9 protein-coding genes are annotated in these 12,891 nt (G+C 58.6%); 8 read left to right on the forward strand and 1 reads right to left on the reverse strand.

Annotated elements, in window-relative coordinates; genetic code table 11:
- Positions 1-29 precede the first annotated feature (29 nt).
- The 6 genes from QGH30_07620 (at position 30) to QGH30_07645 (ending at position 8,457) form a co-directional block, all read left to right on the forward strand.
- On the forward strand, positions 30-710 hold the full coding sequence (locus QGH30_07620) for a GPP34 family phosphoprotein (protein ID MDP7022203.1): 681 nt from the start codon (positions 30-32) through the stop codon (positions 708-710).
- Positions 711-735: 25 nt separating this feature from the next.
- Entirely contained in the window at positions 736-4,176 is a 3,441-nt protein-coding gene (mfd, locus tag QGH30_07625) for a transcription-repair coupling factor (protein ID MDP7022204.1), read from the forward strand.
- A 61-nt stretch (positions 4,177-4,237) separates the two neighbouring features.
- Positions 4,238-5,983, forward strand: coding sequence for a hypothetical protein (locus QGH30_07630; GenBank protein MDP7022205.1), 1,746 nt, complete (start codon positions 4,238-4,240; stop codon positions 5,981-5,983).
- Entirely contained in the window at positions 5,919-6,863 is a 945-nt protein-coding gene (locus tag QGH30_07635; GenBank protein ID MDP7022206.1) for a peptidylprolyl isomerase, read from the forward strand. The genes QGH30_07630 and QGH30_07635 overlap by 65 nt, the downstream gene beginning before the upstream one ends.
- 2 nt (positions 6,864-6,865) lie before the next feature.
- A complete protein-coding gene (locus QGH30_07640) occupies positions 6,866-8,203 on the forward strand; it encodes a peptidylprolyl isomerase (protein MDP7022207.1) in 1,338 nt (445 codons plus the stop codon).
- Complete coding sequence (locus tag QGH30_07645; GenBank protein MDP7022208.1) at positions 8,200-8,457, forward strand: RNA-binding S4 domain-containing protein; 258 nt, start codon at positions 8,200-8,202, stop codon at positions 8,455-8,457. Before QGH30_07640 ends, QGH30_07645 begins: the two co-directional genes overlap by 4 nt.
- Before the next feature lie 34 nt (positions 8,458-8,491).
- Here the strand turns inward: QGH30_07645 and QGH30_07650 are convergent, their stop codons facing one another.
- Positions 8,492-10,312, reverse strand: a complete 1,821-nt coding sequence (locus tag QGH30_07650; protein ID MDP7022209.1) for a cation:proton antiporter — start codon at positions 10,310-10,312, stop codon at positions 8,492-8,494.
- A 150-nt stretch (positions 10,313-10,462) separates the two neighbouring features.
- Between QGH30_07650 and QGH30_07655 the strand changes: the two genes are divergently transcribed.
- Positions 10,463-11,449, forward strand: coding sequence for a Gfo/Idh/MocA family oxidoreductase (locus QGH30_07655; GenBank protein ID MDP7022210.1), 987 nt, complete (start codon positions 10,463-10,465; stop codon positions 11,447-11,449).
- Positions 11,450-11,539: 90 nt separating this feature from the next.
- Complete coding sequence (locus QGH30_07660; protein ID MDP7022211.1) at positions 11,540-12,844, forward strand: formylglycine-generating enzyme family protein; 1,305 nt, start codon at positions 11,540-11,542, stop codon at positions 12,842-12,844.
- Positions 12,845-12,891: the final 47 nt, after the last annotated feature.

Below are 12,891 nucleotides of genomic sequence, written 5' to 3' on the forward strand. Positions count from 1 at the left end.
TTCCCCGGATTCAATTTCTCGGGAGTCCTATGCCGAATCTTGCCGAATCACTTTTGCTGATCGCTCTTGATGACAAGGAGGGCACTCTGCCCTCCCGTGCGGCGACTGCCCTGCCCTTTGCGCTTCCGGCCATGCTGCTTCACGAACTGGCGATCTTGTCCATCGTGACCCACAAGGGAAATCGCCTGCTGGTCTCCGGGAGAAAGCGCCCGGAGGATCCGCTTCTGCTCGACCTGATGACCTTGATCCAGTCTGCCCGAGTTCCTCGAACCGTGAAATATTGGGCGGGCAAGCTTTGTGAACTGATGCCGGACCTGCAGGAGCGGCTTCTGGACCGCCTGCTGGAAGACTCGATTCTTCGCAATGACAACGGGCGCTACCTGAAGATTTCCAGCTCCGAGCAGTTTCCGCTTCAGGACGAACTGGGAGATCAGGCGATCCGGGCTCGCTTGCGACGCGCGATTCTTGAAGACGAGAAGCCGGATGCCGAGAGCCTTGCCCTTATCGGGATGATTCGATCCTGCGGGCTTCTGGGCGAACTGTTTAGTCGGGATGAGCGCCGCGAAGCCGGCCGCCGTGCGAGGGAGATCGTAGAGGAAAGTGCCCGCGCGAAAAAAGTACGCAAGCCGGTGTCGGATCTGATCGGCCTGATCAACCAGGAAGTGAGCTCTGCGATTCTGGCGGCAGATTCCTCCTCCCGAGAATCCTGATGCACCGAGAGCTGCTCCCGGCATTATGAGCCCGAACCTGAATGTCTCCCTGCTGGCAGATGTGGGAAAAGAACTGCGGGAACTCCTCTCGTCGGGGCCAGCCCGTCGTGTCCTGACGGGTCTGAAGTCTTCGAGTCTGCCCTTTCTTCTCTCCCGGCTGGATCAGGAACTGGAGGATCGAAAGCCCTGGGTCCTTCTCTCCGCGCAGGCGGCGGAGGCTGAAGCTCTGGCCTCCGATCTGAAAGGGCTCGGCGTAGAGGGCGTGGAGTTCTTTCCCGAGTCGGAGATTCTTCCCTACGACCGCCACAGTGAAGACCGCAACCTGGTTTCCGCGAGAGTGGAAACTCTGGAAGCTCTGGCCGAAGGCCGCGTGCGGGTTCTTTGCATCAGCGTCCGTTCCTGGATGCGGAAACTCATGGATCCCGAACGCCTCCTCCAGATCAGCTTCGAACTGGAGAAAGGCAGGCAGGTCGAGCTGGAGGATCTTCGCGATCAACTCACGGCTCTCGGCTATCGCGAAACAGGGCTTGTGGAGGAGGCCGGGGATTTCGCTATCAAGGGCGGCATCGTTGATCTCTTCAGCCCCACGCAGGAACTTCCCGTCCGTCTGGAGCTGGATGGAGATGAAGTGGCGAGCCTGCGACTCTTTGATCCTTCCAGCCAGTTATCCACGGGACGCATTGACTCGATCCGCGTGCTTCCCTGCTCTCCGGTAATTCTGGATTCCCAGGCCCGGGATCGCGCTGTCCGGGAACTGCAGCGGCACTTTCCTTCCGACAGCATCCTGACCGGGGAACTGATCTCGGCCTTTCTCGACGGGATTCACTTTGAGGGTATCGACCGGTACAGCGGCTGGCTTCTCGATGAACGAAACATTGAAAGCTATCTGCCCGACAGTTTCCGCATGATCCTGATCGACGAACAGGCGATCCGGGAGCGCTGGGAGCAGATGTCCGGGGAGGCGGAGCGGAGACATCGCCTCGCCCTGGAGAAGGACGACTTCCCGCCGCCTCTTCCCTGGTCCTGGCGCGATAGCGAAGATCTGGCCGCAATTCTCTCTCGCAAGGAGATCCTGCTCGTAGAGGACGAACTGTCCGAAACCATGGGAAGCCCTCGGGCGCCGATGCTGCGCTTCTCCGTGAAGAGCCAGCCCTCCTTCGGCAGCAGCGTGAAGGAGCTGCGGAAGGATCTTGAAGAGAGAGTCGACAAAGGCTACCGGATCTGGATCTATTGCGACAACGAGGGGCAGGCCGATCGTCTCCGAGAAATCCTCCCCTCGATTCGCGACCAGGTTCACTTTCCCGTGGCCGACCTGCAATACGGCTTTTTCCTTCCCTCCGAAAAACTGGCTCTCTTCACCGACCACGAGATCTTCGATCGCTACAAGCGGGTTCGCCGAAGCCGCCGCGTCTACCGGGGAAAAGGCCCGATTCGCGACCGCTCCCTGCTCAAACCCGGCGACTATGTCGTCCACATTCATCATGGGGTGGCGCGCTATCGCGGCATCGTGAAGAAAGACATTCTGGGGGAGGAGCAGGAGCTTTTTCACCTGAGCTATGCGGGTGATCAGGAACTCTTTGTACCCGTCGAGCGGCTTCATCTTGTGGAACGCTACATGGGTCGGGATGATGGAAAGCCCGGACTGAACCGTCTCGGAGAAAAAGCCTGGATACGAACCCGCCGCAAGGCCGAGAAGGCCGTGCGCGAGATGGCCACCGAGTTGATTCGCCTCTATGCAAGGCGGGAGGCCAGCCGCGGGTTTTCCTTTCCGGAGGACACGCCCTGGCAGAAGGAACTGGAGGCCAGCTTCCTCTATCAGGACACCCCGGATCAGGGACGGGCCAGTGAGGAAGTGAAAAAGGACATGGAGAAGCCTCGGCCCATGGACCGGCTGGTCTGTGGGGATGTCGGTTTCGGCAAGACCGAGGTCGCCATTCGCGCCGCCTTCAAGGCCGTTCAGGCGGGCAAGCAGGTGGCGATTCTCGTGCCAACGACCATTCTCGCCCAACAGCACTTCCAGACCTTTTCAGAAAGACTTCGGGAGTATCCGGTGCGCATCGACATGGTCAGTCGCTTTCGGAAGGCAGCGGAAATTCGCGAAAGTCTGGAGAAACTGGCGGAGGGAAAGACGGATCTGATTATCGGAACCCATCGGCTCCTGAGTCAGGATGTGAAGTTCAAGGACATCGGGCTTCTCGTGGTGGACGAGGAGCATCGCTTCGGGGTGAAGCACAAGGAGAGGCTGAAGAATGCACGGGCCTCCGTGGATGTGATCACCCTGACGGCCACTCCGATTCCGCGAACCCTGAACATGTCTCTCGGCGGGATTCGGGATGTGTCACTCATCCAGACGCCGCCGCGAGACCGCTTGCCGGTGCATACGGAGGTCGTGGCCTTTGACGAAGAGGTGATTCGGGAAGCCATTCTTCGGGAGATCGACCGCGGCGGGCAGGTCTTCTTCGTTCACAACCGGGTGCAGACGATTGAGGCCATGGCTGCCTTCATTCGGGAACTGATTCCGGGAATCCGCGTGGGCATCGGCCACGGGCAGATGGATGAAAAGAAGCTCGAGCAGGTGATGGTGGACTTCATTGAGGGGGAGTTCGAGGTTCTTGTCAGCAGCATGATCATCGAGTCGGGTCTGGACATTCCCCGTGTGAACACCATCCTCATCAACCGCTCCGATCGCTTCGGAGTGGCTCAGCTGCATCAGCTTCGGGGCCGGGTGGGAAGAAGCCGCCAGCGAGCCTTTGCCTACCTGATGATTCCGCAGGACCGGAGAATCACCGATGAAAGCCGTCGCCGCCTGGAGGCTCTCGTCGAGTTCGACGAACTGGGAAGCGGTTACCAGCTTGCCCTTCGCGACCTTGAAATCCGGGGCGCCGGGGACATGCTCGGTGCCAAGCAGCACGGGCACATCGCCGCCGTCGGCTTCGACCTCTACCTTCGCCTGGTCAATCAGGCAGTTAGGGAGATTCAGGAAGGGAAAAACTATGTAGCCGATGTGAAGGTCGAGAGCGATCTCAGTGCCTTTATCCCCAATGACTACATTGAGGATGCGGGCCAGAAGATGAGCATCTATCAGCGGATGGGGCATCTGGATCGTCTGGACTCGCTTCAGGACATGAAAAAGGAAATCCTGGACCGCTTCGGCCCGGAGCCCGAAGAACTCCGGAACCTCTTTACGATTCTGGAGATCAAGATTCTTGCCCAGGCCTCGGGGGTTCGCAGGGTTCGCATGGGAAAAAACTGTCTTGTCGAACTGCGCGAGGACGCCACGCTCGACCGCGAGCTGATCCGCTCCCTGGCCGCCCGCTTCGGCAGAAAACTGCTGTTTCGCAAGCAGGAACCCTGGATTCTGGAGCTTCGTTCCGCGGAAAATGACCTGTCGAGCGATCTGCGGGAATTGCTCGAAGAGCTTCGGGGGAAGCTTAGTCCCTTGCTTTCTCCCTCCTCATCGGATTAGATTGATTGCTGTGCTTCCTTGACCCGTTTTCCGGGTCAGTTCAACGAACCCGAGGTGAAGAATGAATACCTGTGTCCGCATTTGCGGCCTCCTTGCCCTGAGCCTTTTCGCGCTCCTGTCCGCCTGTGATGCCGGTCCCGATTCCCTGGTTGCAGAGGTCGGAGATTCCCAGATCACAAAATCCTACTTCGAAGCGAAGTGGGCGAAAATGTACGCCAACAATTCCGCCCTCTTTCCCGACTCCCTGAGTCTGGAAGAACAGCAGGATCTCGTGGTGGATGCGCTGATCAACAAGGAGTTGATGGTTCTTCAGGCCCGCCTGGAGAATATCAAGGACAAGACGGCCTATGATCTTGCCTACGATGGACAGAAGAACTACCGGCTGATTGAACTTCTCAAGAATCAGGAGATCGTCGACAAGATTCCCGATTTCACGGAAGAGGATCTTCTCAAGCAGTTCGAGATGCTGGGCCATTCCGCCGATGTTCGCCACATCGACCTGAATACCGAGGCGGAAGCACTGGAAGTCCACAAGAAACTCCAGTCCGGGGAACTAGATTTCAATGAAGCGGTGTCCCGTTATTCCATCGCCGACGATGTTGGGGCCGGTGGCCGGATGACCATTGGTTTTGGAGCTTCAGTGGAGCCGGTGGAAGAAGCTCTCTTCCTCCGGGATGCCGGATTTCTCTCCGGCCCGGTCGCCGTCTATGGAAAGTGGTCGATCTTTCTGGTGGATCGCCCGATCTATGTGGAACCGAGCCAGACCTTTGAGCAGGTGAAGGCGCAGATCAGGAAGCGGCTGGAGACCCGCGCCCTTCGGACCAATGGTCGCGTGCACGGTGACTATGTGCTCGACAAGTTCGGCTTTCACTTCAATGAAGAGGCCGCCCTTCGCGTCCTTCCCCTGATGCCCGATGACATAACACCGTCGCAGGCCCGCTCCCGGGAGTTCCCGAACTATGAAAAGCCGATCCTGAAGTTTAGCGAGGAAGAGCTTTCCATGCTTCTCTACAAACTGGAAGGCGAGTCCTTCACCCTTGCCGATTTTTCCGATGAGTTTGACGGACTCAGCCCCTATTCACGCCCCCAGAAGGCCGGCGGAATGGCCTCGTTCAAGGATTACATTCGACGCAAGGCCATCAACCAGTTGATGCCGAAAGAAGCCGTCGACAAGGGCCTCGACAAGCATCCCGACTATGTAGTCGCCATGAAGGAGTTCGACGAACAATACTTCATGAACTCGGTGAAGAGCCTGATTGTCGATTCCGAGATTGAGATGAGCGATGCGCACATTCTCCAGTGGTATGAGGATCATCTCAAAGCCTACACCCGGAAGTCAGCGGTGAAGTGCAAGCAGTTGGTGACCCGGGAAGAGGGTCCGATTCTGGAGGCGAAGGATCGACTGGACGGTGGCGAGGAATTCGACCTCGTGGCTCGCGATCTGGCGGTCAATTTCAACCGCGGCTATGTCTCGGGTTTCTTCAGCCCCGACACCCTGATGGATCCCTCGAACGACCTGTACCGAAATGTTGCCCGTCTTCAGGAGATTGGAGAGAAGACGCCCATCTTCCAGTACCAGGGCTACTGGGCCATCTTCCAGCTTCTTGAAACTTCGCCCCCCGTTCTGCTTCCCTTTGAGGATGTAAAGGGCGAGGTGCGCAAGAACCTCTTTGAACATCTTTCTATGCAGAGACTGGATTCCCTTCTCGCGTCCTGGCGTGGGAATACCGTGGTGAAGATTCATGAAAAGGTCCTTCGCAAGACCCAGCGAGGAGAGGCGCCCAATCCGCTACGCGACGTTTACTAGAAGGACACTGCCTTTCGTCCTCGCGCTCCTGCTCCTGTCTTGCGGGAAGGCGGAGAAGGGGGGGCAGGCCACGGAGCGGACTTCGGTCGCAGAGACTCTGGAGGGAGATCTCCTGCTGCGTGTCGGTTCGTCCACGCTTTCCCGGGAGGATTTCGAGCGACTCCTGCCCTCCGAGTATCGGGGCCTGATGACGCTGGAGGAGAAACAGGAACTGCTGGGTCGCTGGCGGGAGACGGAGCTGTTATTTCGCGCTGCGGAAGCTTCCGGTCTGCACGAGGATCCGGAGCTTCAGTTCAAGCTGCAACAACAGCGCCGGGATTTTCTGGCTACGGCCTACCTGCAGCGTCAACTCGACGAGAAGGTTCGCGTGACGGAAGAGGAGATCCGGGATTTCTTCGAGGAGAACCGCAAGGAACTGTCCATCGAGTACCGTTATCGCCGGATTGTCGTGAGTACCCGCGAAGAAGCGCAGAAGATCTACAAGGATCTCAAGCGCGGAAAGACTTCCTTCAAGCGTGCGGCTCGCCTTTTCTCCAAGGACGCTTCTTCGGAAGTGGGAGGAGACATGGGCTGGGTATCGCCTCTTTCCATGGTTCCCGAAATCCGCAAACGAATCACGGCAGCCGACCCGCCCGATTACTCCAAGCCCTTTGAGACCATCTGGGGCTGGACGATCGTGCAACATCGTCTTCGCCGCGGAAACAAGTCCGTGTCCTCCAATCAGGAGGTGCGTGAAGAGATCATCCGCCGACTGGTGATGGAAAAGCGACGGGATGTTCACCGAACCCTGATCCGGGATCTGGAGCAGGACTTCCCCGTTCTTTATCACCCTGACCTGAACGCATTACTGCAGGACAAATCGTCCTCTCCCAAGGAGTAGAAATGCCACGCCATTTCCGCCGCGCCCTTGCGGCTATTCTTATGCTTGTCCTTGCACCCCTGGCCATTGCCCAGGGTGGCGATACCATGATGGACAAGATTGTCGCAACCGTGGACGACGAGGTCATCCTTCTCAGTTCCGTGCTCAGCGATGTCCAGCTCTTTCTCATGCAGAGCGGTGTCCGCCCGGATTCTACCCAGTTCGAGCAACTCATGCGGGAGTCTCTTGAGAACATGGTCAAGGAGAAGATCCTCCTGGCCAAGGCTCGAAGGGAAGGGATTCAGGTGGAGCAGGAAGAGGTGGATGTGGCCCTCGAGCGGCACATCGCCGGACTCGTTGAGCAGAGCGGGGGAGAAGAGCGATTCGATCGCCAACTTCGCGAAGAGGGTTTGACGCGCCTGGATCTGGATCGCCGTCTTCGGGAGCCGATGACCGAGCAAATACTGGTTCAGAGACTCGTGGAAGGGGTCACCTTTTCGATTCAGGTAAGTGAAGAGGAGGCGCGGGAGTATTTCCTTGAAAACCAGGGCAATCGCGAAATGATGCCCTGGCGTCCGACCGCCGTAAAACTGTCTCACATTCTCGTTCTTCCCCGCCCCAGCGAGGATCGACAGGCCAGAGCGGATGTGGTGCTGGAGGAGGCGAAGAAGCGCCTGGGTTCCGGCGAGGATTTCGGAAGTGTTGCCCGGGAACTCAGTCAGGGCCCGGCCGCCGATCGGGGTGGCGACCTGGGCTGGTTCCAGCTTCAGGACATTGCCCAGCCGGAACTTCAGGAAGCGCTGGCCACCATGTCTCCCGGAGAGACCCGCGATGATGTCCTCTCCGGCGCCGGGCTTCATATCCTGAAACTCGTTAATCGCATCGGTGCCCGGGTTCACTTCCTGCAGATTTTCATTCCCATGGAGATCACCGAAGACGACCGTTCTCTTGCAAGAGTCCGGGCGCGCGAGGTGCAGACTTTCCTCAAGGATGGCGGTTCCTGGGAAGAGGCTGTGAATCAATACAGCGATGACGACTACAGCCGCCAGCAGGGCGGCGCACTTCCTCTGGTTCCGGAAGAGCAGCTGGATGAGCGTTACCGGGAAGTGGTCAGTTTGCTGGAGCCGGGGGAAACCTCCTCTGTCTTTGCCGGGCTTCGCGGATACCAGATCGTGCGACTCGACCAGCGCGAAGAGGAACGCCCCTTTGAGTTCGATGAAATCACAGAGGAATTGCGCAGCGAGTTGATCGGCCGCCGCCGCAATGAGGCTCTGGAGAGTTATCTTCTGGAGTTGGAAGATGAAATCTATGTCGATCGCAAGGGGCTTCCCGATCCCTCAGAATTGCTGGCTCCCCGATGAGGCTGGATCTCTGGCTCAAGCGGGTCTGCCTGATCCAAAGCCGGAGCATGGCCAAGCGCGGCTGCCATGAGGAGAAAATCCTGCTCGCCGGAGAGGCCGTGAAAGAGAGCCACAGTGTGCGGGAAGGGGAACTTCTCACCCTGATCTTCCCCGGTCGCAGTCTGGAAATCGAGGTTCTGAAAGTCCCCAGCGGCAATGTCAGCAAGAAAGAAGCTCCTGACTTCTACCGGGTTCTTGGGGAAGAGTTGGTATAAAAAAACCGGGCTCCCACGAGCCCGGTTCATTTGATCAGGTCCCGCCGCTGGCCGGTCCCTGTCCTCCGGAGCTTCCTCCGGAAGAGCGTCTCCGTCTCCTTCTCCGCCTTCTTTTCTGGCCGGAGGAAGGAACTCCTTCCTTGGGCTCTCCGCCGGATGAGTCCCGAGGGGGTTGCGGTCGGTTGCCGCCCTGCCCCGCTCCGCCTCTTCCCTGCGAAGGACCTCTTCTACTGCGTCCTCTTCCACGGTTTCGATTGCCCTGTCCGCCGCTTTCGCCTGTTTCCTCCGCTTTTCCGCGGTAGTAACTGGCGCGTTTCTGGCGTTTCCGGTTCCGGATTTCCAGCATTTCCGCATCGCTGGCTCCCTCATATCCGCGGGGGCGGTTGAGGGACCACTTGAGGATGGGGGGCGTGATCAGGGTCGTCACGATGACCATGATGATCACTGCGCTGAAGATTTCCGAACTGACAACAGGCTCACCGTGAAGGACAAGTCCTGCACCTATGCCGGCGAAGATCAGTCCCACCTCACCCCGGGGAATCATGCCGATTCCCACGGAGAGCCGGTCGAGACCTTTTTCCAGAACACCCAACGAGCAGATCTGCTTGCCGATAATGGCCGCCACCGTCAGTGCCGCGGCAAAGCCCAGAATCTGCGTGTTTGCAAAACTCGTCAGATCCACCATGTAGCCCATTCTCACGAAGAAAATCGGCACCAGGAAACTGGCCAGGGGAGCCAGTAGCTCCTCCAGGTCATGATCCTTGTGGTCGCCGAGATTCCGGAAATGAACCGGCTCCAGAACGAGGCCCGCGGCAAAGGCGCCTACGATCGTGGCAAGACCGATGCGGTTGGCCACATAGCTGAAGAAAAAGAGGATCAGCAAGCTCGTGGTCAGCAGGAGATGATCCCGCTTGAGCTGGCTGGCCAGTTTGAAGAGCTTTGGCACGCCCCATTGCCCAAGGACAATGGAAAGCACGAGAAAGAGCAGCGCCTTGCCGATGATCCAGAGGATCCCCGCCGTGCTGATGGAGTTCTCGGGATTGTTCGCCGCGCCGATCAGTCCGACGACGACGGCCAGAACCACGAGTCCCATGACATCATCAATGACGGCAGCACCGAGAACGATCTTGCTCTCCCGGGCCTGCAGGCGCCCGAGATCTTTCAAGACTCGTGCAGTGATGCCCACGCTCGTTGCTGCGAGTGTCGCTCCCAAAAAGATGCGCACCCACATTCCCGCCTCGGGAATGAGCCAGAGACCCACGCCCCAACCAAGAAGGAAGGGCGCGACCACTCCGAGGATCGCCACGAGAAAGGAGGACGCTCCCACTCCGAGCATTTCCTTGATATTGCTCTCCAGCCCAACCTGGAAGAGCAGAAGGATGACGCCGATTTCTCCGAGAATCTCGATGATCTTCTCTGCGGATACACTCTCCGCTACGCCTCCTCCAATAGCAGGGAAGTGAACGGTCAACTGCGTCAGGTTCTCCCAGCCATGGAACCCGATGAGGGTCAGATTACCCAGGATGACGCCGAAGAGCAGTTCGCCCAGTACACCGGGCTGTCCTACCTTCTCCATGAGGCCGCCACCGATCTTGGCGGCCAGCATGACAATCATCAACAGGGCCAGGACCGGCAGAACCGGGCTTTCATGCCCGCCACCGGTCGCTTCGCCATGATCCGCTTTGTGGGACTCCTGAGTCCCCTGCCCGTCTGCCGGAGCGTGCTGCTCAACAGCAAGGGCACTTGCCGGATTCATGGTGTTTTGGGCCGCATATCCGGGCATCAGGCCCGGAGCGACCAAGGAGAGGAGGGCCAGCGTGACCAGTGCCAACCCGCCCAGGCGGATTGTCCGCATCTTCTCTCCTTTCAGGTTGCCGGTGCCGCGCCTCCTAAACGATGATCTGGCAATGTTTTGCGCAAAGGAGGGGCACCGGATGCCACAAGGTATACCGGATTTCTGCTCCCGTCAATTGCTAGAATGTGAGAAGCTTCCGCCGGAGGTTCTATGAAGGATATCTCTTGGGGCATGATCGGTTGTGGGGAAGTCTGCGAACTGAAGAGCGGCCCGGCATTTCAGAAGGCAGAGGGATCCCGGCTCGTGGCCCTTATGCGTCGCAATGCGGAGAAGGCCGAGGATTTCGCCCACCGCCATGGTGTGGAGCGCTGGTATTCCGATGCCGGGAAACTGGTCTCCGATCCCGGCGTGGATGCGGTCTATGTGGCCACGCCCCCGGATTCCCATGCGGAACTGGCCATTCTTGCAGCCCGGGCCGGCAAGCCGGTCTATGTGGAGAAGCCTCTTTCCCGCTCTGCGAAGGAGAGCGAGACCATTCTTCGCGCCTGCCGGGAAGCGAAGGTTCCTCTCTTTGTCGCCTACTACCGACGGCAGCTCCCGCGCTTTCTTGCCATCCGGGAGCTTCTGGATTCCGGTGAAATTGGCAGAGTCCGGCAGGTGAACCTCAGTCTTCTTCGACCCGCCCCGCTTCTTGATGAACCCCTTCCCTGGCGATTTCTCCCGGAGCGAAGTGGCGGCGGGAAGTTCGTGGACCTGGGAAGCCACATGCTCGACTTTCTGGACTTTGTGCTGGGGCCTGCAGAAGAGGTTCGGGGCATTGCCGGGAAACAGGGCGTGCCACACGAAGCCGAGGATGCGGTTTCCGCACTGATTTCTTATCCGAAGGAGGTGCAGGCCATGGGGCAATGGGCCTTCAGTGCTGAGGCCGATTCGGAGTACCATGACCGCTTCGAGTTTTATGGAAGCCGGGGAAGGCTGTCCTTTTCCTTCTTTCGGGTCGAGCCCCTGTGTCTGGAGACGCCCGACGGGAGTCGCGAGATCCCGGTGGAGGATCCTCCGCACATCCAGCAACCCCTGATTCAGAGCATTGTCGATGAGTTGCGCGGGAAGGGGCAGTGCCCCAGTACGGGAGAGTCCGCCCTCAGGACCGATCGCGTGATGGACAGGATTCTGGAGAACTGGCGGACATCGACCTAGAGGCTATCTTGTAATTCCGGAGTCTTTCTGCTACAATCCCGTCATTGCACGGGATTTCTTATTGTGCCTTGTACCTGGCAGGAGCGGATCATGAAGTTGCTACGCATCGTGTTTCTCCTTCCCCTTCTTGTCGCTTGCCTTCAGGTAAGTGGCCCAGAACAGCCTCGACATTCGGACCTTCCCATTGTTCCGACAGACCCCGGAGATGAAGTTTCCCTGATCGCCAGCCTCCAGGTGGCTCCCACGGTGCCGGGCAGTCAGACGGGCCTGGTCTCTCTGGTGGCCTCCAATTTCTTGAACGATGTCCTGATCGTGCGGATCTACTGGGATCTGGAAGGTTCTAGCGACTGCGATGTCTACGAGACCAACACTCCGCTCTACCTGCTTCATGACTACGAAGATTGCGGCACTTATACGGTGCGGGTGGAAGTGGAGGATCCGGGAGAGAGCCCGCCGGTTACGGACTTCGAGGATCGGGAACTGGTTCTTTGTTCGGCCGAAGATCCTCCCCCGCCTCCGGAGGTGCCGGAGGGCTGTGTGCTGATCGATGCGGGCTCCTTTGTCATGGGTTCTCCTGAAGACGAACCGGGGCATGACAGTTGGGGTGACGAAACCCAGCACACGGTCACGCTGACGACGGCTTTTTATATGAGCACAACGGAAGTGACCAATGAGCAGTACCGGGAGATGGCTCAGTGGGCCTATGACAATGGCTACTGCACTGCATCTAGCTCTTCCCTGCAAGACGCACTTGATGGCTCGACCCAGGAGCTACTGGATCTGAATGACAGCGACTGCGAAATCGACTTCGCAGGCGGCGTGTTTACTTGCGAGAACCCCGATCATCCGGTGAAGGAAGTGACCTGGTATGGCTCGGTAGCCTTCTGCGACTGGAAGAGCCTTCGAGAGGGCCTTCCCCGTGCCTATGATCACAGCAACTGGCAGTGCAATAGCCACCAACCCTATAGCGCAGAAGGCTACCGGCTTCCGACCGAAGCAGAGTGGGAGTATGCCTGTAGATCGGGCTCTACTACGGCCTTTGCGAACGGGGAGATTACAGAGCTCTACTGCGGCTATGACCCGGTTTTGGATGAGATCGGCTGGTATTGCGGGAATGATGAGGGTTGGACCTCTCCGGTAGCGGAGAAGATTCCTAATGCCTGGGGTCTTTATGACATGCACGGGAATCTGTGGGAATGGTGCAATGACTGGTATGCAAGTTACGGCGGTGATGTAACGGACCCTGTGGGCCCCGCGACGGGGTCGCTCCGCTTGTTGCGCGGCGGCTACTGGTACGGCAGTGCCCTGTATTGCCGCTCAGCGTTTCGGCTCGGCTACAATCCGTCGTACAGCAACCCCGACATCGGCTTCCGCTTTATGAGGTCGGCCTTTTAGGCTCTTGGTCCTTGGACCCTTGGACCCTTTGTCCTCTCTTGCGCGGG

Source organism: Candidatus Krumholzibacteriia bacterium, assembly GCA_030748535.1.
Classification (GTDB): Bacteria; Krumholzibacteriota; Krumholzibacteriia; order JACNKJ01; family JACNKJ01; genus JASMLU01.